The organism is Arthrobacter sp. P4_H3 (assembly GCF_056400885.1).
This window is the reverse complement of record NZ_JBFUKK010000004.1, coordinates 92,468-114,101: the sequence shown is the minus strand read 5'-3', so window position 1 is coordinate 114,101 and position 21,634 is coordinate 92,468. Positions and strand designations below refer to the sequence as shown.

General features: G+C 66.3%; 18 protein-coding genes, 3 tRNA genes and 2 pseudogenes. 9 read left to right on the top strand and 14 right to left on the bottom strand.

What is annotated here, in order from left to right:
* Positions 1-90: 90 nt before the first annotated feature.
* From AC1DRE_RS07215 to AC1DRE_RS07170, 10 genes are all read right to left on the bottom strand, one after another.
* Positions 91-1,632 carry a glycoside hydrolase family 32 protein gene (locus AC1DRE_RS07215; RefSeq protein WP_476983985.1) on the bottom strand — a complete coding sequence of 514 codons (1,542 nt, stop codon included), beginning with the start codon at positions 1,630-1,632 and terminating at the stop codon, positions 91-93.
* Positions 1,629-2,768 carry an ABC transporter ATP-binding protein gene (locus tag AC1DRE_RS07210; RefSeq protein WP_476983984.1) on the bottom strand — a complete coding sequence of 380 codons (1,140 nt, stop codon included), beginning with the start codon at positions 2,766-2,768 and terminating at the stop codon, positions 1,629-1,631. The genes AC1DRE_RS07215 and AC1DRE_RS07210 overlap by 4 nt, the downstream gene beginning before the upstream one ends.
* The gene (locus AC1DRE_RS07205) at positions 2,765-3,700 is read right to left on the bottom strand and encodes an ABC transporter ATP-binding protein (protein WP_476983983.1); all 936 of its coding nucleotides are present in this window, start codon (positions 3,698-3,700) and stop codon (positions 2,765-2,767) included. The genes AC1DRE_RS07210 and AC1DRE_RS07205 overlap by 4 nt, the downstream gene beginning before the upstream one ends.
* The gene (locus tag AC1DRE_RS07200) at positions 3,697-4,749 is read right to left on the bottom strand and encodes an ABC transporter permease (protein ID WP_476983982.1); all 1,053 of its coding nucleotides are present in this window, start codon (positions 4,747-4,749) and stop codon (positions 3,697-3,699) included. The genes AC1DRE_RS07205 and AC1DRE_RS07200 overlap by 4 nt, the downstream gene beginning before the upstream one ends.
* A 12-nt stretch (positions 4,750-4,761) precedes the next feature.
* Entirely contained in the window at positions 4,762-5,739 is a 978-nt protein-coding gene (locus AC1DRE_RS07195) for an ABC transporter permease (protein ID WP_476983981.1), read from the bottom strand.
* Positions 5,740-5,896: 157 nt separating this feature from the next.
* Positions 5,897-7,576 (bottom strand): ABC transporter substrate-binding protein, encoded by a 1,680-nt coding sequence (locus AC1DRE_RS07190; RefSeq protein ID WP_476983980.1) that lies wholly within the window; start codon positions 7,574-7,576, stop codon positions 5,897-5,899.
* A gap of 78 nt (positions 7,577-7,654) precedes the next feature.
* Entirely contained in the window at positions 7,655-8,737 is a 1,083-nt protein-coding gene (locus tag AC1DRE_RS07185) for a LacI family DNA-binding transcriptional regulator (protein WP_476983979.1), read from the bottom strand.
* Between the two features lie 402 nt (positions 8,738-9,139).
* Positions 9,140-9,215: transfer RNA gene (locus AC1DRE_RS07180), tRNA-Phe, on the bottom strand.
* A gap of 48 nt (positions 9,216-9,263) precedes the next feature.
* A tRNA-Asp gene (locus tag AC1DRE_RS07175) sits at positions 9,264-9,337 on the bottom strand.
* A 115-nt stretch (positions 9,338-9,452) separates the two neighbouring features.
* Positions 9,453-9,525, bottom strand: a tRNA-Glu gene (locus AC1DRE_RS07170).
* Positions 9,526-9,699: 174 nt separating this feature from the next.
* Here AC1DRE_RS07170 and AC1DRE_RS07165 point away from each other — a divergent pair.
* On the top strand, positions 9,700-10,722 hold the full coding sequence (locus tag AC1DRE_RS07165) for a PHP domain-containing protein (RefSeq protein WP_476983978.1): 1,023 nt from the start codon (positions 9,700-9,702) through the stop codon (positions 10,720-10,722).
* Positions 10,723-10,799: 77 nt separating this feature from the next.
* Here AC1DRE_RS07165 and AC1DRE_RS07160 read toward each other — a convergent pair whose 3' ends face one another.
* Together AC1DRE_RS07160 and AC1DRE_RS07155 are read right to left on the bottom strand one after the other, a co-directional pair.
* Positions 10,800-11,345 carry a methyltransferase family protein gene (locus tag AC1DRE_RS07160; RefSeq protein ID WP_476983977.1) on the bottom strand — a complete coding sequence of 182 codons (546 nt, stop codon included), beginning with the start codon at positions 11,343-11,345 and terminating at the stop codon, positions 10,800-10,802.
* Between the two features lie 82 nt (positions 11,346-11,427).
* Positions 11,428-12,030: a LysE/ArgO family amino acid transporter gene (locus AC1DRE_RS07155; protein WP_476983976.1), complete on the bottom strand. Its 603-nt coding sequence runs from the start codon at positions 12,028-12,030 to the stop codon at positions 11,428-11,430.
* Positions 12,031-12,099: 69 nt separating this feature from the next.
* Between AC1DRE_RS07155 and AC1DRE_RS07150 the strand changes: the two genes are divergently transcribed.
* The 6 genes and pseudogenes from AC1DRE_RS07150 to AC1DRE_RS07125 all read left to right on the top strand — a co-directional run bounded on the left by AC1DRE_RS07150 (position 12,100) and on the right by AC1DRE_RS07125 (position 17,110).
* Complete coding sequence (locus AC1DRE_RS07150) at positions 12,100-12,981, top strand: ArgP/LysG family DNA-binding transcriptional regulator (RefSeq protein ID WP_476983975.1); 882 nt, start codon at positions 12,100-12,102, stop codon at positions 12,979-12,981.
* Between the two features lie 131 nt (positions 12,982-13,112).
* Positions 13,113-14,138 carry a class A beta-lactamase gene (gene bla / locus AC1DRE_RS07145; RefSeq protein ID WP_476983974.1) on the top strand — a complete coding sequence of 342 codons (1,026 nt, stop codon included), beginning with the start codon at positions 13,113-13,115 and terminating at the stop codon, positions 14,136-14,138.
* A 134-nt stretch (positions 14,139-14,272) separates the two neighbouring features.
* Positions 14,273-15,262: a DMT family transporter gene (locus AC1DRE_RS07140; RefSeq protein WP_476983973.1), complete on the top strand. Its 990-nt coding sequence runs from the start codon at positions 14,273-14,275 to the stop codon at positions 15,260-15,262.
* Between the two features lie 9 nt (positions 15,263-15,271).
* On the top strand, positions 15,272-15,700 hold the full coding sequence (locus AC1DRE_RS07135; protein WP_476983972.1) for a metallopeptidase family protein: 429 nt from the start codon (positions 15,272-15,274) through the stop codon (positions 15,698-15,700).
* Between the two features lie 14 nt (positions 15,701-15,714).
* Positions 15,715-15,888 (top strand): annotated as a pseudogene (locus tag AC1DRE_RS07130) (cation diffusion facilitator family transporter); the annotation flags it as partial.
* Between the two features lie 73 nt (positions 15,889-15,961).
* Complete coding sequence (locus AC1DRE_RS07125) at positions 15,962-17,110, top strand: alpha/beta hydrolase family protein (RefSeq protein ID WP_476983971.1); 1,149 nt, start codon at positions 15,962-15,964, stop codon at positions 17,108-17,110.
* Here the strand turns inward: AC1DRE_RS07125 and AC1DRE_RS07120 are convergent.
* Positions 17,107-17,328, bottom strand: coding sequence for a hypothetical protein (locus AC1DRE_RS07120; protein WP_476983970.1), 222 nt, complete (start codon positions 17,326-17,328; stop codon positions 17,107-17,109). The two genes, AC1DRE_RS07125 and AC1DRE_RS07120, sit on opposite strands and share 4 nt — an antisense overlap.
* 148 nt (positions 17,329-17,476) lie before the next feature.
* Here AC1DRE_RS07120 and AC1DRE_RS07115 point away from each other — a divergent pair.
* Positions 17,477-17,814: pseudogene (locus AC1DRE_RS07115) on the top strand (cation diffusion facilitator family transporter); the annotation flags it as partial.
* A 6-nt stretch (positions 17,815-17,820) separates the two neighbouring features.
* On the opposite strand, the gene AC1DRE_RS07110 reads toward AC1DRE_RS07115, so the two are convergent.
* Positions 17,821-19,740, bottom strand: coding sequence for an EAL domain-containing protein (locus AC1DRE_RS07110; protein ID WP_476983969.1), 1,920 nt, complete (start codon positions 19,738-19,740; stop codon positions 17,821-17,823).
* Positions 19,741-20,199: 459 nt separating this feature from the next.
* Here AC1DRE_RS07110 and AC1DRE_RS07105 point away from each other — a divergent pair, with 459 nt between their 5' ends.
* Positions 20,200-21,615: a C40 family peptidase gene (locus AC1DRE_RS07105; RefSeq protein ID WP_476983968.1), complete on the top strand. Its 1,416-nt coding sequence runs from the start codon at positions 20,200-20,202 to the stop codon at positions 21,613-21,615.
* Positions 21,616-21,634 lie beyond the last annotated feature (19 nt).

Sequence of the window (21,634 nt, the reverse complement as noted above, 5' to 3'; positions counted from 1 at the left end):
AGGGCATCGGTTGGAAGGCCATCGACTGCTCCGTAACGGCCGTTATGAAGCCCCAAAAGGGCCGTTACGGAGCAATCGACGATGGTGGCGTCAGGGGAACAGCGGGCGGGGGCCGCCGAAGACTCCCGCCATGCGCCAGGCGTCCAGCTGCTGCAGCCGGACCGTTCCAGCCGCCGACAGCCGGACGGTCTCCCCGCCGAGGGATGGATACGCCCGGGCCGTCAGCGGCTTCCCGTTGACGAAGATTTCCAGCGCCGAGCGGTCCACCAGGACACGCAGGTGCAGCTTGCCGCCGGGCAAATGCACCGGGCCGGATTTCTCCCCGGCATCCACGGTCCGGTCCAGGCTGCTGTGCTCGCGGTCCAGGAGCACATAGGACTGCGCGAAGCCGCCGCTGCCGACGTCGTATCCGATCTCGATGACTGTTTCCTCGGCCCCGGTAGCCAGGATCCCCAGCCGGAAGACGCTCCCCGGCTCCATCTCGAGGTTCAGTTCAAGGTCCAGCTGGTTTCCCGAAACCCCGGCGAGCACCTCACTCGCGCCAACGGTGCGGGGACCGATCCGGACATGGTCACGCCGCAGCGACTCCACCTCCGGCACAGGAGCGAACGACAGTTCCCCGTCCGGGTCGAGGGTGGCCACCCGGGGCAGGCTCATCACGCCCGACCAGCCGGCCTCCACCATGGCGGCCTCCGTCCGGCCCTCCTGCAGCCAGCCGAACATGACCCGGCGGCCGGACTCGTCCGCGAAGGACTGCGGGGCGTAGAAGTAGCGGCCGCCGTAGTCGAGCCGGTGAAGTTCCCGGGGCGTGTACGAATCCCAGGCGTAGCGGCCTGTCCAGTAGAGCGGGTGGTGGGTGTCGCCGTCGTGCCAGGCGGAGAAGACGAGCACGTCGGTGGCCGGCTCCTGGGATTCCACGGCTCCGTCCCCCAGAATCCCGCCGCCTGCGCGGAACAGGTCCACGCACTCCCACATGGTGCCCTGCCAGTCCGTGGCCGCCTGGTCGCCGGAGGCGGCATCGCCGATGACCAGCGGGCCGATGTACTCCCAGCGGCGGAGGTCGGCGGACTCGTACAGGAAGGCAGTTCCCCCGCGGCCGCGGATTCCGGATCCCACGAGCTGGCGCCAGACTGATCCCTCACGCCAGACGCAGTGGTCGCGGTAGGCGGTGATGTCCACACCGGCCGGCGGCGCCGGAATCACCGGGTTTTCGGGTGCTTTGGTCCAGGCCAGGAGGTCCGGTGAGCCGACCGCCACGCAGGGCAGTTCGCGCTCCCCGAGCCGGCCGGAGTACACCAGGGTGGGCGTGCCGCCGTCGTTCACCAGCACACCGGACCAGCAGCCGTCGGCGTCCGGGCCGTCGGAAGGCTCCAGCGCCACGGGCTGGTCGGTCCAGTTGACCAGGTCCGCGCTGGTGGCATGGCCCCACAGGATGCGGTGGTGGAAGGCGCCCTCCGGGTTGTACTGGTAGAAGAGGTGGTAGGTCCCGTTCCACTGGCTCACCCCGTTGGGATCGTTGAGCCAGCCTGCGGGCGAGACGAAGTGGAAGCGCGGGCGGTGCGGGTCTGCCTCGGCCCGTGTGACGAGCTCATCCCGTGGCACGGTGGCCAGGGGGTGGGTCAGTTCGGTCATGCGGAAGCCTTGTTTTCTGTGCGGGATTCGTCGGTTGGCGACGCGTCGTGAGGTGTCGGGGGCACGGATTCGAGGGGCTCGGCGGACAGGGCATGGCTGGCTGCCGTTGCCGGTGGCCGGTACAGGTGGCAGCGGACCCAGTGCTCGTTGGCGGGATCGCCCACGCGGTGCCGGACGGGTTCGGTGGCGGAACAGCGCTGCTCCGCGTCGCCGTCGAACGCGCACGACGCCGACTCCATCACCGCTGCGCGCAGCGCCGCACGCTCGTGCGGGTCATAGGACCCGGTGCGGGCGGGATCCGGCACCGCCGAGACCAGCAGCCGGGTGTAGGGGTGGGCCGGGTTGGCCAGCAGGTCCAGCGATTCACCTTCCTCCACGAGTTCCCCGGCGAACATCACGGCGATCCGGTCTGCCAGGTAGCGGGCGGAGGCGAGGTCGTGGGTGATGTAGAGCATCGAGATGCCCTGTTTATCCCGCAGCTGGCGCATCAGGTTCAGGATGCCGATCCGCACGGAGACGTCCAGCATCGAGGTGGGTTCATCCGCGAGGATCACTTCCGGTTCAACGGCGAGCGCCCGGGCGATGGCCACGCGCTGCCGCTGCCCGCCGGAGAGTTCGTGCGGATAGGAGTTGAGCATGTCCGGGGTAAGTCCCACCGTCGTCATCAGCTCATCCAGGCGGCGGCGCAGCTGGTCCGGTGTCCCGGCCTTTCCGTGCAGCGTCAGGGAGCGGGTGAGGAAGTGTTCGATCCGGTGGACCGGGTTGAGCGAGCCGAACGGATCCTGGAACACCATCTGCAGCCGGGACCGGTATTCCCTGGATGCCTGGAACCGGTCGCGTTTGAGAACGTCCGTTCCGTCGATCAGGATCTGGCCGGCGGTGGGCTTCTCCAGCCGGGCGATGCAGCGGGCCAGGGTGCTCTTGCCTGAGCCGGACTCCCCCACGAGCGCCACGATCTCGCCTTTCCTGATGGCGAGGTCCACGCCGCCGAGCGCCCGGACCGAGGCCTGCGAGAAGAGGCCGCCGCTGTGGAAGTCCTTGACCAGGCCTTTCACTTCGAGGGCGGGAGCTCCCGTTTGGGTGAGGTCCTGCTCCTTGGCTGCCGGTGCCGGCCGTGCTGAAACCGGGGTGCTCATGGCTGTGCTCCTTGGAGGGCGGGAAGGGGGGACACGAAATGCGCGGGCGACACTTCCTGGAGATCGGCGATGTTGCTGAACTTCACGCCGTCGGCCAGGCCCGTCAGGGGAACACGGGGTCCGGTGAGCGGCGGGAACGCGCCCATCAGTGCCTGCGTGTAGGGGTGGAGCGGGGCGGCGTGGATGGCCTTGGCTTTGGCAGTCTCGACGATCCGGCCGCCATACATCACTGCCATCCGGTGCGAGAGCTCCACCATGAGGGACATGTCGTGAGTGATGAACAGGACGGAGAAGCCCAGTTCGCGCTGCAGCTCCTTGATCTGGGCCATGATCTCCTGCTGCACCACCACGTCCAGCGCGGTGGTGGGCTCGTCCAGGATCAGCAGCGAGGGCTTGAGCGCGACCGCCATCGCGATGACGGCGCGCTGACGCATGCCACCGGAGAGCTGGTGCGGGTAGGACTTCAAACGGGCGGGGTCGATCCGGACGAGTTCGAGCAGTTCGGCAGCCCGCCGCAGCGACTCCTTCCGGGTGTAGCCGGCGTGGGTGGTGTAGATATCCACGATCTGGTCGCCGATGGTCATCACCGGGTTCAACGAGTTCATGGCGGATTGGAAGACCATGGCCACGTCCTGCCAGCGGAAGCGGCGCAGCTCTTCCGGCCGCATGGCCAGGACGTCCTTGCCGCCGAAGCGGATGCTGCCGCCGGCGATTTCCGCCGGGTCCCGCAGGAGCCGCATGATGGCGTTGGCAATGGTGGATTTACCGCAGCCGGATTCGCCGGCCAGGCCGAAGATTTCGCCGACGCCGATGCTGAAGGAGACACGGTCGACGGCGGTGGTGGAGCGCGTGTCGCCGCGGTACTTCACGGTGAGGTCCTTGATTTCCAGGACAGGTTCGTGGGAGCCAAAGGAGGTCTGGGAGACGGTCATGCCGATGCTCGCTTTCCGGGTTTTGCAGGAGTGCGCGCGGGCTTGGGCTTGCGGATCTTCCGCAGCTGAATTTTCCTCAGTCGAGGGTTGGTGACCTCGTCCACCGCATAGTTGATCAGCGACAGCGAGAACGCCACCAGCGCGATGCACAGGCCGGAGGGCACGAACACCCACCAGCTGCCGGTGAGCAGGGCGCCCTCGTTGCCGGCCCAGTAGAGGTTATTGCCCCAGGAGACCGTACTGACGTCACCCAGCCCCAGGAACTCAAGGCCGGCCTGGGCGCCGATGCCGTAGATGATGCAGGCCAGCAGCGTGCCCATCACGATGGAGGCCATGTTGGGCAGGATTTCGCGGAACATGATGCGCAGGGGCCGTTCACCAGTGACCACGGCCGCGGCCACGAAGTCCTTGGACCGGATGGACAGTGCCTGCGAGCGCAGCACCCGGGCCGAGCCGGCCCAGCCGGTGACCACCAGGACCAGGATCACGGTGCCCAGGCCCGGCGGCAGGAACGCGGCCAGGATCACCAGGAGCGGCAACCCGGGCAGGAGCAGGAACACATTGGTGGTGAGGGACAGGGCCTCGTCGATGAACTTTCCGAAGTAGGCCGAGGCCAGGCCCACGAGGATGCCGATGAACGTCGAGGCGAAGCCCACGGTCAGGCCCACGAACAGGGAGCTGCGTGCGCCGTGGATGGTAAGGGCCAGGACGTCCTGGCCCTTGGCGGTGGTGCCCAGCCAGAATTCGGCATCGGGCTCCTGGGACGCCATGCCGGTGATTTTGGAGGGATTGTCCGGGTAGAGGACGGGGGCCAGGAGCGCCAGGGCGATGAAAACGAACAGGATGGCCGCGCCGGTCATGGCCTTCTTGTTGGTCAGCAGGCCGTGCAGCAGGCTGCGGTTGGGCCTGCGGACGGAGGCTCCGGGCGGGAGTCCGGCGCCGCCGTCGGGCGTTCCTGCCGTGTTTCCGGCCAGGGCGCCCGGCGGAGTGCCGCCGCCGGGGGTCTCCCCCGGCACGGTGGAGGCGGTGGTTGCGATGGAGGAGGTCATGGCCCGTCCTTCCTAGTTGGCGCGCACGCGCGGGTCGAGGCGGACGTAGAGGATGTCCACGAGGAAGTTGGCCAGCAGCACGGCGGCCGTGATGGTCAGGAAGAGCCCCTGCATCAGCGGGTAGTCAAGGCCCTGTACGGCGTTGAGGAGCTGGTAGCCCACGCCGGGGTAGGCGAACACCACCTCGGTCAGCAGCGCACCGCCCACCACGAAGCCCAGGCTCATGCCGAAGCTGGTGACGGACGGCAGCATGGCGTTGCGGGCGGCGTAGCGGAACATGATCCGGCCCGGGCGCAGGCCCTTGGCCTCGGCCATGGTGATGTAGTCCTCGGCGTTGGTGGCGATCATCGTGTTGCGCATTCCCAGCATCCAGCCGCCCACCGAAACCAGCACGATGGTGAGGGCCGGCAGCACCAGGTGCATGCCGACGTCGGACATGAACTCCCAGCTGAAGCTGGGCTCAATGGTGTCGCTGAACGCGTGGCGGATGGGGAACCAGCCCAGCGTGACGCCGAACAGGTAGAGGGCACCCATCGCGAGCCAGAAGTACGGGAAGGACCCGATGAAGATCAGGAAGGGAGGCAGCGCAGAGTCGATGGCTCCGCCGCGCCGCCAGGCGGCCAGGATGCCGAGCAGGTTGCCCACGACGGCGGCAATCACCAGCGCGGTCCCGCCCAGCAGGAGCGTCCAGCCCACCTGCGAGGCGATGACTTCGGTGACCGGGGTGGGGAAGCGGGAGATGGAAACGCCCATCTGCCCGGTGACCATATTGTGCAGGTAGCCGACGTACTGCTCCCAGATGGGCCGGTCGTCCACGCCGAGCAGCTTGCGCAGGGCGTCGATCTGTTCGGGCTGCATGCGGTCCTGGGTGCGGGCGAACATGCGGGATACGGGGTCCCCCGGCATAAAGCGCGGGAGGAGGAAATTCAAAGTGACGGACACCCAGAAGGCGATCAGGTAGAAACCCAGGCGGCGCAGGATAAAGCGCACGGTTTCCCTCCATTCGGGAATTGCGGAGATGGGGCCCCGTTACCGAAGGCCCCAAGCGAGCTTGCGGGTTTGGGGAGGTAGTGGGGAGTGGCGCACACCCGGCGCCGGAAACAGCACCGGGTGTGCGGTCTGGAGCGGCCCCGGAGGGTCCGCGGCCTTACTTGGCCGGTTCCAGCGAGGTCAGGACCAGCACCGTGGTGGGTGCCCGGACCGAGAGGGTGGCGTACGGGTTTTCTTCCGTGGGCCAGCCGGTGAAGCGCGTGTTGTTGTAGGCGCCCCATTCCGGCCCTGCGAACAGCGGGATGGCGGGGGCAACGGCGCTGTACTCCTCCTGGAGCTTGTCCGCGATCTCGTGCTGCTTGTCCTGGTCGGTGGCAGCCGCGAATTCGGTCAGCAGGGCGTCGGCCTTGGCGTCGCCGAAGCGGTGGTAGTTCTCGAACGTCTTCTCCCCCACCGGCTTGACCGTGGCGGTGCCCATCATGCCCGCGAAGTACTTGTACGGGCTGGGATCGTTGGCGCTCCAGACGATGCCGGAATCGAAATCACCGGTCTCATAGCCTGCAACCACGGCTGCCCAGTCCGGGGAATCAACCTTGGCCGTGACGCCCACCTCGGCGAGGTTCTGGGCGATCACGTTGGCCACGGAGAGCCAGTCGGAGGACGCCGCGCCCACGGAGATCTTGAACTCGAATGGCTTGCCGTCCTTCAGCGTGCGCTTGCCGTCGGCGCCCTTGGGGTAGCCGGCCTTGTCCAGGAGCTTGTTGGCCTCGTCAACGTTGAGCTTCGTCCAGTCGCAGTCGTCCTGGACGTCCTTGTTCTTCCAGGTTTCGTAGTTCCCGGACAGGCCGGTGCAGTCCGCCGGCTGGGTGTAGCCGCTCATGCCGATCTTGGTGACCTGCTCACGGTCCACGGCCATGGAGAGGGCCTTGCGGACGTCCGTGTCGTTGAACGGGGCCTTGGTGGTGTTGAGCTGCCAGTTGATCATGGAACCCGTGGGCGGGAACCAGTACTTGCGGTGGTCCGGGTCCTTGGAAATGAAGGTCTTCTCGATGTTGGGCATGTACTGCGGGGCCCAGTCCACGTCGCCGTTCGCGGCGGCGAGGTTGGCGCCGTCGTTCCCGGCGAAGGCGAGCATCTTGATGCCGGCGATCTTCTGCTTTTCCGGCTGCCAGTAGTTGGGGTTCTTCTTGAGCACAAACGACTGGGCCTGGAAGGTGTCCACCTCGGTGTACGGGCCGGTGCCCACGGGCTTTTCGTTGGCGTCCTTCTCGGGGTCCGCAATCTTGGACCAGACGTGGTCCGGCAGGATGCTCAGCTGGCCGAGGTCGAACAGCGCCGGGGACCATGCGGTCTTGAAGCTGAACTTGACCTGGTTGGTGCCTTCGGCCGTGACCGTGTCCAGGTAGTCGTATCCACCCTTGATTTTCTTCTGCAGCGCGAACGTGGTGACCACATCGGCCGGGACCAGGGGCTGGCCGTCGGACCACTTCACGCCGTCGCGGAGGGTGAAGATGATGGACTTGCCGTCCTCGGCTGCCTTCCATTCGCTGGCCAGCCACGGGGTGGTTTCACCCTTGGCCGGGTTGTAAACCAGTAGGGATTCATAGATGGCCTGCTGGGTCATGGGAGCCACGGTGGGGGCGAACGGGTTGAAGTTCCGGACGAACGTGCCCATGTCCTCGCGGGGAATGGTCAGGAGCGCGCTTTGGGCCGAGGCGTCAGCCTTCGCGGAGCCGGAGTTCCCCGCATTGGCGGAACACCCGGTGAGCACCAGGGCACCCATGGCCAGGCCGGCCGCCGCGATGCGGGCAGACCTCAGGAATCGTGCTTGTGTCATGATGGATATCTCTTTCCTCGTCTTCGCTATCGAAGGTGAAGGTGTGGTTGGGGTTGCTGTTCAGTAGTTGATTTGCCGTCAGACTGAATAGCGTTCTAGCAGCGGACAGTCGACCATTTGCTGATGTGCAGTGATCGGCTGTCCGGCTGTAAGGCTTGCGAGTGTCTGGACACCCAGCGCACCCATCTCCTCGAAGGGCAACGCAACCGTCGTCAGTTTGGGCCTGAGGTAGGCCGCGATGAGTTCCTGGTTGTCGAAGCCGATCACGGCGATGTCTTGGGGGATGGTCAGCCCGCGCTCCTTGATGGCGTCGTAGGCGCCCATAGCCATCCGGTCGTTGAGGCAGAACAGTGCAGTTGGCCTGCCTGCCCCAGCGGGATATTTGTCAAGAATTTTGCAGGCGGCCTCGTAGCCGCCGTCCGCCGTCGCGTATCCCGAGACTACAAGATCAGGATCCAGTTCCAGCCCTGCTTCGGCCAGTGCGTCACGGCACCCCTCCAGTCGTCCGACGGCGGCGGGGATGTTCGGATCCAGGTTGATGACACCGATTCTGGAGTGGCCTGCCTGGAGCAAACGCTCGACGGCGACACGCCCACCGGCGCGTTCGTCCGGGACGATCGAGGGCAGCTTCCCGTCCGCGTCGAAGCAGTTGATCAGGACAGTGGGCACCTCATTGGCGCTTTTCGGAACGTGCACGGCCCGGTGGAAGGTGGCCGCATAGAGGAGTCCTTCCACCCTCTGCTCCAGCAGCTTTTCAAAGGCTGCATCCTCCATGCCCTGGTTGGGTCCTACGGCATCGGCCTGGTCTGAAGGGGCGATGAGCAGGAACCGGCGGGAGAGCCAGGCCTGGTCCTGTGCGCCCTTGATGATGTCCACGGCGAACGGTGCCGTGACGATCTCCGTGACGATGCCGTACCAGTCGCTGCGCTGGGAAGCCAGGGCCCGGGCACCGGCGTTGGGCCGGTAGCCGAGTGTCTGGACCGCTTCGAGGATGCGGTGCCTGGTGTCCTCCGAGATGCTGGCGTTCTCCCGGTTGCTGAGGACGAAGGACACCGCGGTACGGGAGACGCCGGCAGCCTTGGCCACGTCCGCCATGGTGACGCCGCGGTGGCCGGGGGCCGACGGAGTCGCCTCCGCTGCGGTGGGTGTGGTGTTCGCCATTGAATGCTCCGGGTGTCTTGCCAACACTGGCCGCCGTGGTCAGCTGAATCTTCTTTAGTAACGCGCGTTACTTCGAGCGTGTGATTTAGGTTACGCGCGTTACTAGGATTCTGTCAACGGGTTTCGTGGGGATATTCCTGGGCTCGCACCTTGGGCCGGTAACAGCCACGCTGGCGCCGGACTCTGTGGTCGAAGGGGCGCCGCCGACGCGGTCGGTCGGTCCGGGCTGGCCTGGCCGCAAAGTCCCCTCAAAACGGTCCACTCCCCTGCAGACGGCTGGGGGAAAAGACCAGCTAAGGCGGAATACTACTCGGCACCTGGCCCTGGAGCTGCTGCGTCTCGGCGGCAGGATTGCTGGTTAAAGAAGAAAAGCACCAGTTCCGAAGAACTGGTGCTTCCCAGTGGTGGCTCCGACCGGCGTCGATCCGGTGACCTTTCGATTTTCAGTCGAACGCTCTACCAACTGAGCTACAGAGCCTAGGTGACATGTCACCTTGACGGCCGGAATTTCTTCTGGCAATCAGAGCGACCCTGACGGGACTTGAACCCGCGACCTCCGCCGTGACAGGGCGGCGCGCTAACCAACTGCGCTACAGGGCCTTGCTTGTTTACTGCTTGTACTGCGTGTTTCTTGCGTCCTGCAGTATCGCTACTGCAATTTTTCAAGGCCTTTAGCCTACCAGACTTTTCGGTCCGGTTTGACCACTTCCTTGCGTACCCCCAACGGGATTCGAACCCGTGCCGCCGCCGTGAAAGGGCGGTGTCCTAGGCCGCTAGACGATGGGGGCCTGAACTCAATCCGGCTCATTCAGGGCAAAAATAAAGGGCCGAAGCCTTTCGTTTTTGTCCTTTCGAGTTGCTCCGAACTGGACCTCTAAAACTATAGAGCCTACTTCCGGAATATCCAAAATCGGCCTCCCGCAGGTGCCGGATTCGGTGCCCGTCGGGTGCAAGATGGACTGATGGACGCCGTTGATGCCCTCAATGAGATCGCCTTCTGGCTCGAACGCGAGCTGGCCCCCACGTTCAAGATCCAGGCGTTCCGAAAGGCGGCCGCCATCATCGGGGCCCTGGACCCGGACGAGGTGGCAGCGCGGGCACGCAACGGCCGGCTGAAGAGCATGAAGGGCATCGGGGACAGAACCTTTGAAGTCATCCGGCAGGTGGTCGACGGCGGCGTCCCCGACTATCTCGAGGGCCTGCGGAAGCGCGGGCAGCAGCCACTGGCAAAAGGCGGCGCCGAACTGCGTTCCGCCCTCCGCGGTGACCTGCACAGCCACAGCGACTGGTCCGACGGCGGGTCCCCGATCGAGCTCATGGCTGACGCCGCCCGGACGCTGGGCCGGGGCTACCTCGCCCTGACGGACCACTCGCCCAACCTCAAGATCGCCAACGGGCTGAGCGCCGAACGCCTGACGGAGCAGCTGGACGTTGTTGCGGGGATCAACGACGGCGACGGCAGCGGCTTCCGCCTGCTGGCCGGCATCGAGGTGGACATCCTGGAGGACGGCACCCTGGACCAGTCGCCGGACATGCTGGACCGGCTGGACATCGTGGTGGCGAGCGTCCACTCGAAACTCCGGTCCGACCGGCGCACCATGACCGACAGGATGCTCGGCGCCATCAACGACCCGCACATGAATATCCTTGGCCACTGCACCGGGCGCCTGCTGCAGGGGTCGAGGGGAACCCGGCCCCAGTCCGAGTTCGACGCCACGCGGGTATTCGCCGCATGCGCCGAGCAGGATGTCGCCGTCGAAATCAATTCCCGTCCCGAGCGGCAGGATCCCCCGGACGAGCTGATCCGGCTGGCCCTCGACGCCGGCTGCCTCTTCAGTATCGACAGTGACGCCCATGCGCCCGGGCAGCTGGATTTCCTGCAGTATGGCGCCGAGCGCGCGGCTTCCAACGGGGTGCCCGCCGAGCGGATCGTCACCACGTGGCCGCTGGACCGGCTGCTGGAGTGGGCCGGCCGCGGAAAATAGCTGCCGGTCCGGTCAGCCCGTCGGCGGCCTCCCCTCGCTGGCGCGCTCCACCCATCGGCGACCTACCTGTACTGCGACTAGCGCCGGGGTGACCCCGGACCCTCTGGGCGCCACGGCGTGAGCCTGGGTAGCCAGCGTGGGACGTTGCGGCGGTACTCGTCGTATTCCGCACCGAACTTCCGGGTCAGCACCGGTTCCTCGTACAGCCGGACGAACGCCACCACCGGGACGGCCCCGATGGCCAGCGCCAGAAAGAGCTTCGGCTGCCCAAGCAATAGCCCTTGCCCTGCGACCGCCGCTGCTATGGACACGTACATCGGATTCCGCACGTACCGGTAGAGCCCGCCCACCACCAGATGCTTGGGAGGCGCAAAAGGCGCGGGGGTGCCGAGGCCCTCCACCGCGAAATGCACGAAGGAGTTCGCAATCACCGCCGCGCCGGCTCCGATCAGCAGTGCGCCAGTGACCTGCGCCGGCACACCCCCGGGGACAGGCGCCGCCACGTCCCAGCCAGTGAGGAGCCAGGGAACCACACCGGCCACTGTTGCCGGGGCAACAGCGAAAGCCGCCGTGCCGATGGCTGCGCGCCTTCTGTCGCGGGCCGAAGCTGCGGATGCTGTCATACCAGCAATCGTGAACCCGCCCCCTAGCGCGGGCAAGTGCCGCCCGGCCCTGTCCTTCCGGCGGGACGGGGGCGGGCGGTACTCAGACGACCAGCGAGATGGCCATCGTCACCATGACGGCGGCGATGACGGCATCGAGAACGCGCCACGCGCTCCGGCGCCGGAAGACCGGGGCCAGGAATCGTGCGCCGACGCCCAGTGCGGTGAACCAGGCGATGCTGGCCAAACACGCCCCGGCAGCAAACCACCAGCGGCCGTCCGGGCCGTGCGTGCTGGCCAGCGACCCGAGCAGCAGCACCGTGTCCAAGTACACATGCGGGTTCAGCCACGTAAAGGCCAGGCCGGTTCCCAGGACAGCGACCCAGCTGATGGCCTGCCCTGTCCCGAGCTGTCCGAGCGCCTGCCCGCGGATGGCCCGCCAGGCGGCGAAGGCTCCATACGCGGCCAGGAAAGCAGCCCCGACCCAGCGCACCGCTTCGAGCGCTGCCGGAGCCTGTTCAATCACGACGCCGATGCCCGCTACGCCCAACAGGATGAGCACCAGGTCCGATACGGCGCAGACGGCGATGACCAGGGCGACATGCGAGCGCTGGAGGCCCTGGCGGAGGACGAAGGCGTTCTGGGCACCGATGGCCACGATGAGGGACAGGCCGCTGGCCAGGCCTGAGAGCAAGGGAAGGATCACCCTCCCAACGGTAGGGGGATCGTCATCATGAAACCAGATAAACATTCTGCTCATAGATAAGATGAGCTAATGATAGACATCCATCCGGACCAGGCCCGGACGTTGGCAGCCATTGTCACGCAGGGAAGCTTCGATGCCGCGGCTAGCCACCTGTCGGTTACCGCCTCCGCCGTCAGCCAGCGCATCCGCGCCCTCGAAGTCGCCGTCGGCCGCCCTGTCCTGCGGAGGACACGTCCGATTGAACTCACCGAGTCCGGCCAGGCAGTGGTGCGGTTCGCCCGGCAGCTCGAAATGCTGTCCGCCGACCTCGCCGATGAACTGCAGCCCGGCAACCCCCATCCGGACACCCGCCTGACCCTCGTGATCAACAGCGACTCGCTGCACACCTGGGCGCTGGCCGGGCTGGCTGCGGTGGCCGGCACAGTCCAGCTGGAAATCCTGCGCGAGGACCAGGATTATTCGCTGGAGCTCCTCCGCAGCGGCGCAGCGGCCGCGGCCATCACGGCCACCGCCAAACCGGCCCCGGGCTGCACCTCCCGGCGGCTCGGCGTCATGCGCTACCTGCCGGTCTGCACGCCGGCCTTCGCCGAAACCTGGTTCGACGGCGGCGCGACGGCAGGTGCCTTTGCGAAGGCACCGGTCATCATCTTCGACCGCAAGGACGACCTGCAGGACCGCTACCTGCGGCGGTTCAGCCGCAAGCCCCTCCAGCCGCCGCGCCACTATGTGCCTGCAGCCCACGAGTTCGGCGAAGCGATCCGGCTGGGCATGGGCTGGGGCCTGCTTCCCGAGATTGAACTCGGCGACGACCTGGACCAGCGAACACTGCAGACCCTGGCCGCCAAATCCTTCGTCGACGTCCCGCTGCACTGGCAGCAGTGGCGCTACGGATCAGCCGTGCTGGACGGCGTGGCGGCGGCTATCCAGGACGCGGCCAGCGTGCTGAGATGAGAGGCGGTGCCCGGCCCCGGCAGGTTCCTTTGGATGGCGGCCGGAGCGCTGCCGGCTCCAGTAGCACCCCGAATGACAGCTTAGTAAAAGTGATTGACAAACTGCGGTGACATCGGTTGAGTGGACCTCGCGTGCACCCCGTCGGCGCGATCGGCATTAGCCTCGGCGATCCGGACGGCGGTGCGGGAAACAGGCCCAACACACGGGGAGCAGCCATGGCCGGACGCACTTCAAACCTTTCGCGGCGGACCCTGCTCACGGGAGCCCTGGCGGCGCCTGTGGCAGGAGGCATCGCCCTCGCCGGGGCACCGGTCGCAGCAAGTTCCCAAGGGCCGGCCGCGGCCAGTGTGCTCCTTCAACGGAGGGACTGGCTGATGCGGAGGGTGGAGCGGCTCGAGCGGGAGTTCTCCGCGAGAGTTGGGCTGTTTGTGGCAGACGGGCTCACCGGCGCGGAGTTCGGGCACCGGGCCGACGAACGGTTCGCCATGTGCTCCACGTTCAAGGTCTACGCCGCGGCCGCTGTGCTGGAACGCGCCCGGGAAGGACTGACGGACCTCAACCAGGGCATCCGCATCGATCCCGCCGGCGTGGTGGTGAACTCACCCGAATGCACCGACTTTGCCGGGAGCACCCTGCCGCTGAAATGGTTCTGCAAAGTGGCGCTGACGCACAGCGACAACACAGCGGGAAACCAGCTGCTGGAGGAACTGGGAGGACCGGCTGCGATCGGCGCCTACGCCCGGTCACTTGGCGACACCGAAACACGGCTTGACCGCTGGGAGCCCGAGCTCAACAACGCCGAGCGCGGTGATCCGCGGGACACTTCCACGCCGCGGGCCCTCGCGCAGGGGTACCGGAAACTGCTGCTGGGCAACGCCCTCAGCCCGGAAACGCGGACCCGGCTGACAGGCTGGATGCTGGCCAACGTCACGTCGGGAGCCCGGATCCGGGCGGGCCTGCCGGGCGGATGGACATCCGCGGACAAGACCGGCGCCGGGCTGTTCGGCACCGTGAACGACGTCGGCATCATCCGGAATCCCGCCGGCGAACCGCTGGTGCTCGCCATCCTCACTGACTCCGCCACCGGCGTGGCCGACACACCGGGGAACAACGAGCTGGTCGCGGCAGTGACCCGGGCGGTGACCAGCGGAAAGTGACGCGCGGATTTGACCGGCGAAGAGTAGCCCGCCGAAAGCGTCCGGCTGTCAGCCGGGAAAGTTTGGCAGGATCTCGACTAGACGTGACCGATTTCCGCCAGCCGCAGCGCTGCGGCGAGGGTTAGATTGGCAGCATGGCTACCACCGCCGCACCCGGCCCCACTCCGTCAGCAGGCCCCCACGAAGGGTCCCCGCATGCTGCCCCCGCACCCGCCCCGCAACCCGTGCCAGCCACGCGCAGCGTCGCCAACAGGAGCGCGCCGGTCAACAAACTTGGAGTGGCCGCCGTCGCCGTCACGGTGGTCCTGTGGGCCTCCGCCTTCGTGGGCATCCGCGCGGTGGGCCCAAGCTTCTCCCCGGGTTCCCTGACCCTGGGACGGCTGGCGATTGCCGCCGTCGTGCTGGGCGTGGTGGTGCTGCCCAAGCTCCGGAACCTGCCCCGAGGACGTGAGTGGTGGCCGATCCTCGCGTACGGCGTGATGTGGTTCGGCGGCTACAACGTGGCCCTCAACGCCGCCGAGCACATGCTGGACGCCGGCACCGCAGCCCTGCTGATCAACGTCAACCCCATCCTGATCGCCGTGATGGCCGGGGTAATCCTCAAAGAGGGATTCCCGCGCTGGCTGATCATCGGCAGCCTGATAGCGTTCGCGGGCGTGGCTGTCATTGCGCTGGGTTCCGGCCAACGGTCGACGGCGGACGTGCTGGGCGTGCTGCTATGCCTCCTGGCCGCCGTGCTCGCCGCCGTCAGCGTCATCGTCCAGAAGCCGGTGTTGAGGAAATTCCCCGCGGCGCAGGCCACCTGGTTCGGCATCATGATCGGTGCCCTCTGCTGCCTGCCGTTCAGCGGCCAGCTGGTGGTCGAACTGCAGCAGGCCCCGCTGCCGGCCACGCTGGGGCTTGTCTACCTGGGGATCTTCCCGACGGCGATTGCGTTCACCACGTGGGCGTACGCGCTGTCCCTCATTGATGCCGGAAGACTGGCCGCCACCACGTATCTGGTCCCCGGCACCACCATCCTCATCTCCTGGCTGGTGCTCGGCGAAGTGCCTACGGTGTGGGGCCTGGTGGGCGGGGTAATCTGCCTGGTGGGAGTGGGGCTGACGCGGCGAAAGTCCCGCTAGAGTCTTGGTATGCCCGCCAACCTGCCGCCAGGTCTCCCCATCGTCCCGGACGGCGCCGACAACGACGCGCCATTCCCCATGACCGAGGAAGACTTCGAATCGGCCGTCAGCGACGCCCTGGAGCGCATCCCGCCGGACGTGGCGCAGGCCATGGACAACGTTGCCGTGTTCATCGAGGACGATTACGTCCCGCAGCCCGGCGAGGACCCGGACACCGTGCTGCTGGGCCTCTACGAGGGTGTCCCGCTGACCGAGCGGGACGCCTGGTGGGGCGCCGGCTCGCTCCCGGACCGCATCACCATCTACCGCCAGCCGATCCTGGACATCTGCTCGTCACGGGAAGAGGTCATCCAGGAGGTGGCCATTACCGTGACGCACGAGATTGCGCACCACTTCGGCATCAGCGACGAACGGCTGCACGAACTCGGCTGGGGCTAGCTAGCCTTGTAGGCATGGGCCGCAGCCACGGCCACTCACACGGCATCCCTGCCGCTGGCACGGGCACTGCCAAGCACCGCAAACGCCTGATCGCCGTCCTCAGCATCACCCTGGCCGTGGTCCTGACCCAGGTCGTCGGCGCCGCGATCTCCGGTTCCCTGGCGCTGCTGGCCGACGCCGGACATATCAGGCGCCGAAGGGACGTTACGATGTGTGGGTTCCGTTGTTCTGCCTTGATCGGCGCTGGAGGATGAAGACCTAATGCAGACGTCACGGCGCATCCTGGCCTGCATGGCGTTCCTTGTACCGGCCGCCGGGCTATCTGGGTTCGCTGTCATCATGGCCCGCAAGATCGTCAAGCGGGGCCCAAAGGACTACCGCCGGGCCGAGGTGACACAAGACGGACGACGAATCCGCATCGATTTGGATGACTACACCAAAGCCCCGGGCGACTTCGGCGTGTTCGACCCCGCGACAGAGAAGTACACAGGAGTCAGCGAAGTCACGCTGATCAATGAGGATCAAAAGTACGTAGAGCGGCGGATTGATCCGCCCGGCTCCGCGCCGGGACGTCTGGGGCCAATCGTCGATTGGACCCCGGATGTGTTCTTCGAGCCCTCTGCTGTCGGCGGACGCTACAAAGAGGTGGACGTCCCCACCGCCTACGGTGCGGCGCCTGCATGGCTGTTCGAGGGAAACACTGACGTATGGGTGATCCACATCCATGGCAGCTGGACGGACCGCTCAATCATGTTCCGAGATGTCCACGCTTTCAGTTCATTGGGATTCACCTCCTTGGTTCCCACATTTCGCAGCGACCCGGAGGTCAGCCCACCACAGGCCGAATCGAGTCACCTTGGGCAAACTGAATGGCGTGACGTGGAAAGCGCTGTGACCTACGCCGTAGCTCATGGAGCCAGGCGCATCATCCTCTCCGGCTGGTCGATGGGTGGCACCATTGCCCTGCTCACAGCGGAGCGCAGCGCCCACCGGGACCGGATCGTAGGGATTGTCCTGGTAGGGCCCGTCACGAGCTGGCGTAAGACCATCACAGCAGGGGCGGCGCGGGCCGGCGTCCCGGCGATTGGTGCCGGCCTTGTCATGTGCCTGATGCAGACTCCCCCATTCGCGAAGATGCTCGGGCTGGAGGAGCCAATCGATTTCAATGCACTTGACTGGGTAGATGTACCTAACCGGGTGGAAGTCCCGACCCTGGTCCTGCACTCCATCGCAGACCAAGAGGTTCCCTGGGAGATCTCGGCGGCGTTCCAACGCGCGAATCCGGCCACCGTCACCCTGATTCCCCTACCCGAGGCGCACCATACCCAGGAGTGGAATGCCTCGCCTTCTACCTTCACCAACGAACTCACGAGTTGGATCAGCAAAACGATCTTGACCCAGCAAGGCTAGGTCTGCGCGTCTAGCTTGGCCTCAATTTGGCTGATCCTGCCCTGAACAGACTCCGGGAAGTCCATCAAGTTCACTCGCTCGTAGTTGTGCAGAACAATGAGGCTTTTGTAGACGCCACTTTCGAGCGTTTCATTGAAAAGGTCCCACGCCGGACTGACTCGTGATCGATCTGCATTAGCCCGCATCCTCAACGCAGTAAGCCAGAGCGCATCGATCATCCAGAGACGCAACCTCGGGAGCTGCTTCGACAGGAAAAGAATCAGCCACCCCGCCGCCGTCACCGAGAGGCCTACATAGAAAAGGCGGTCAAACCATGATCCGATCGCCTGGGCGAAGGCATGCCAGGGTGAGAAATGGAATGGCTCGATGATCCTCCCCCGGGCGTGGCACCTGCTCCGCGATGTGGTGGACGTGCTCCTGGAGGCCACCCCAAGGGCGTTGAAGTCCAGATGATCCGCGAACACATCCTGTCCGTGGACGGGGTGGTGTCCGTGCACGACATCCACATCTGGACCATCACCTCCGGTGTACCGGTCTTCTCCGCCCACGTGGTGGTGGAAGACGCCGTGCTGAGTGCCCGCGGCGCAGACCAGGTGCCGGACAAACTAACCACCTGCCTGGGCTCGCACTTCGACACCGAGCACTGCACGTTCCAACTGGAGCCCGAGAGCCACGCCGAGCACGAGTCCCACCAGCACGCCTGAGCGGCACTAGGGAATCCACCGCTGTTCGTCCAGGTCCCTCAGCTCCTGCGCCCGCCCTACGGAGAGCCCGTCGAGGATGGCCAGGTGCGAGTCGAGTCCTACCGGCCGTTCGCTGGGACGTCCCAGCAGGTAGCCCTGCCCGGCAATGACGGGCTGATGCCCGGCAGCAGCAGTGCCCCGTTGCAGCAGCATGGTGAGCATGCCGGGTTCTTCGATTCCCTCGGCTATGATCCATCCTCCGGCCTGCTGGACGAAGGTGACGGCGGCCGCCACCGTGGCCACCGCCGAGGGGTCGTTGTCGAGACGGGAGATAACGTCTCCATCAATCTTGATGATGTCGAATCGGACCAGTCCGAGGGAATGCAGGCCTGCGTTGCTCTTGCCCATGTCGTCCAGGGCCAGCCGGAAGCCGCGGCCCTGGGCATGCCTGAGCGTGCGGATCGAGTCCGGATGGTTCAGCCCGGCCTGCTCCGTGACCTCCAGGACGACGTCTTCAGCCTCCAGTCCCGCTGCCGCCAGCTCGGCGACCAGATGGTCAAGATCGAAGTAGGGCAATCCGTCCGGGTGCACGTTCAGGAACAGCAGCCCCTCCCAGTGCTGCCTGCCAACCGCCGACAGCACCGCTGACCGCGCCCGGGCGTCCAGGGCCGCGGCCATGCCGAGACGTTCGGCGAGTTCGAACGCCTCCTGCGGCCCGTTGATCCTCGAACCTGCCGGCAGGCGTAATAGTGCCTCGTGGGCGAGCACCACGCCACGGCGCAGGTCCCAGATGGGCTGGAACGCCACGTCGAGCGGCTCCGTGCTTGAGACCAAAGCGGTCAGCTCGTCGATTTTCTCGGCGCTGCCAATGTGGCCTTCGGCCATGGATTTGAATGAGACGCTTTGACGCCGGCCCAGGCGTTTCGCCTCGTAGAGCGCCGCGTCGCTGTGCTCCCACAGTTCGGTCACGGTCAGCGACTCCCCTGCGCTTGAGGCGACGCCCGCGCTGAACGTCACGCCCGGGAACCGTCTGGCAAGGGCCGCGCGGACCTGATCGAGCGCTTCGGTTGCCCGGTCCTCGTCGCTGCCGGGCAGGATGACTGCGAATTCGTCGCCGCCGAGGCGGAACGGAGTGTCGGTCGCCGGAAGTACCTGGAAGGAGTCGGCGAGGGCCTGCAGGACGCGGTCGCCGTGGCTGTGCCCCAGCCGGTCGTTGATCTGTTTGAATCCATCAATGTCGAGCAGAACCAGGGTGGTGGTGGCTAACCTTGTATCCGCCAGCGTCGCCTCAAGAGAGGGCTGGAACGGCCGGCGCCCCGCCAGGCCGGTCAGCGGGTCCCCGTCAGCCTGCTGCTGTGTTCGCATCTGGTGGCGCTGCAGGGAGCGTCCCCCGAAGACATACGACAACGGTATGGCGACCAGTATCGCAGTGAACAGTCCCAGGATTTTGTGCGGCCCAAGGTCCCCGATCAATTCCGTGATGATGTCCGCGTGCTGGTCAATCTCCAGTATCAGGGTTCCTTCCGGCGCGGACACCGGCACCAGGAACTCATACCGCGTGATGCCCTTACCCCCGATTTCGGCTTCGGTTTCAACGGTGGTCTCGCCGGTGGACAGCACCTCGGCAAAGCGGGTGGCGTCAGCATGATCCGACGCGCCGCCGTCCTCGCCGCCGCGTAAGATCAGCGTCCCTGCCGCGTCAAACAAGCCAACATACACAGTGCCTTGGCTGTGCTGCAGATGGCGGACCTCCGCCGCAACCCCCTGCTCGCGCCGCAGCGGGTCCGTCTCGTCTGCGAGGACTTGCTCAAGCCTTTCGGCCAGTGCCTCGTAGTTCCGCCGGGAATCCTCGACGCCGCGGTCGATGATGTGCTGGCGGGTGACGCCGTACTCAATAAAGCCGGCAACCAGCATCGCGGCCGACACCGCGAATACCCAGCGAACCATGAAGGACAGCCCTTCAGCATTGAAGCCGCGGCGCCTTCCGTGGCGTCCGGGGCTCCGGCGCCCGGCCCCACGGCGCCCGGGCTTGGGGGAGGGTCCGCTGTCAGGTCCGCCATCCGCCCATAGGTGGTGCCCACGTCTTTCCACAACGCCCCCGTCGCAAGGAAGAACGGATACCCTGCACGGGCAGGGAGCCGATTAGGGGCCACGATAGTCGAACAGGCCTGTTGTCCGACAGGGATTCCGTCCGCTGGGCCGGTTTTAGCGACACGCCGCAATAAATGTGACGAAATTACATCATTGTTGTTTATGTTATTGATGTGACCAGTGTTGCCAAAGTTGCTGCTGGCACGTAGCCTCGGGTGTGCCGGATCTCCGTAGCGGGGCATTTACTTGTGAAAATCACGCGTGAAAAATTCAAACTCCTCGCTCAGTCCGGCCTGACTGCTGCGAGGTTTATTGATGGGTTTGACCGGATCCGGCCGCAAAGCGGCTGTGCTGTGCACCGCCGTCGTACTCCTCGGATCCCTTACCCTGCCCGCCCAGGCCGCACCGCTTCCGGGCACGACCGTGCCGGCTGTGACGGTTCCGGCGTCGCCGGAGATTCCGTCCCCGGAAGAGATCGCGGCAGCCAAAGCCAGTGAAAGCGCGACGGCGGACCAGGTCACCCGGATCGACCGCCTCCTGGCGGACGCCGCCGCAGCCCAGGAAGCCAGCTTCGCGGCGGCCATGCAGGCCAACAATGCCTACGGTGATGCCCTGGTCACGCTCGAGATCCGCCGGGATGCCGCCACGCTCGCCTCGGCGAAGGCCGCGTCCGCCGAGGCCGAACAGGCGAAGACCCGCAAGCAGGTGGGACAGCTGGCCGGGGACCTCTACCGGAACGGCGGGCTCAATCCCGCACTGAGCACTTTTGTCAGTGGCAATGGCGATACACTGCAGCAGGCCGCCACCCTTGAAGCCATCTCTGCCGGCCGCAGCCGGGCCTTCGAAGCCGCGGAAAACGCCGCCTCGGCCGCGAAGTCACTGACCGCGGCGGCGGAAGACGCCAACCGTGCCGCCGACGATGCCGCCAGGTCGGCCGAGGACCGCAAGGTTGATGCGGAACGCGCCAACGCTGCCCGGACGAAGGCGGTGTCCGAGGCGAAGGCCCAGCGGACCGTACTGGTGGACCAGCTCGCAAGCCTCAGGAACACCACCGTGGCGCTCGAATCCGCCAGGGTGGACGCCCTGGACCGCCAGCGCGCCCAGGACCGGCTGGCGGCTGTCACCGCGGCCGCTGCCTCCCAGGCAGCGGACCAGGCCGCCGCGGCACCGGCCACCCCAGCACAATCCCCGGCAGCACAGAACCGGCCGGCGGCGCAGACACCGGCCGCACCGGCCGCTCCCGCGGCCCCGGCGGCGCCTGCTCCTGTGGCGCCCGCTCCCGTCCGTCCCGAACCGGTCACCCCTCCGCCGGCCGTTCCGGCTCCGGCTCCGGCTCCGACTCCGGCCCCGTCCCCGGGCGGCTCAAACCAGACCGCTATCTCGGCAGCGTTGGCCAAGGTGGGATCCCCCTACTTCTACAAATACGGCGGTTCCGGACCGCTGGGCTTCGACTGCTCCGGCCTGGTACAGAACGCCTTCGCCGCGGCCGGCAAATACCTACCGCGCACGGCAGCCCAACAGTATGCGCAGGCACCCGTGCACGTGCCGCTCTCCCAGGCACAGCCCGGTGATCTCCTGGTCTGGGGGTCGGCCCCCGATTTCTACCACGTGGGGATCTACCTTGGCGGCGGGCGCGTGGTCCAGGCCCTCAACCCTGAGGACGGCATCACGGTGACGGACCTGGCCTGGATGGCCGGAATGCAGCTGCACCCCACGGTCGCCCGTTACTAGGAGCAAAGGGGACCGGCTC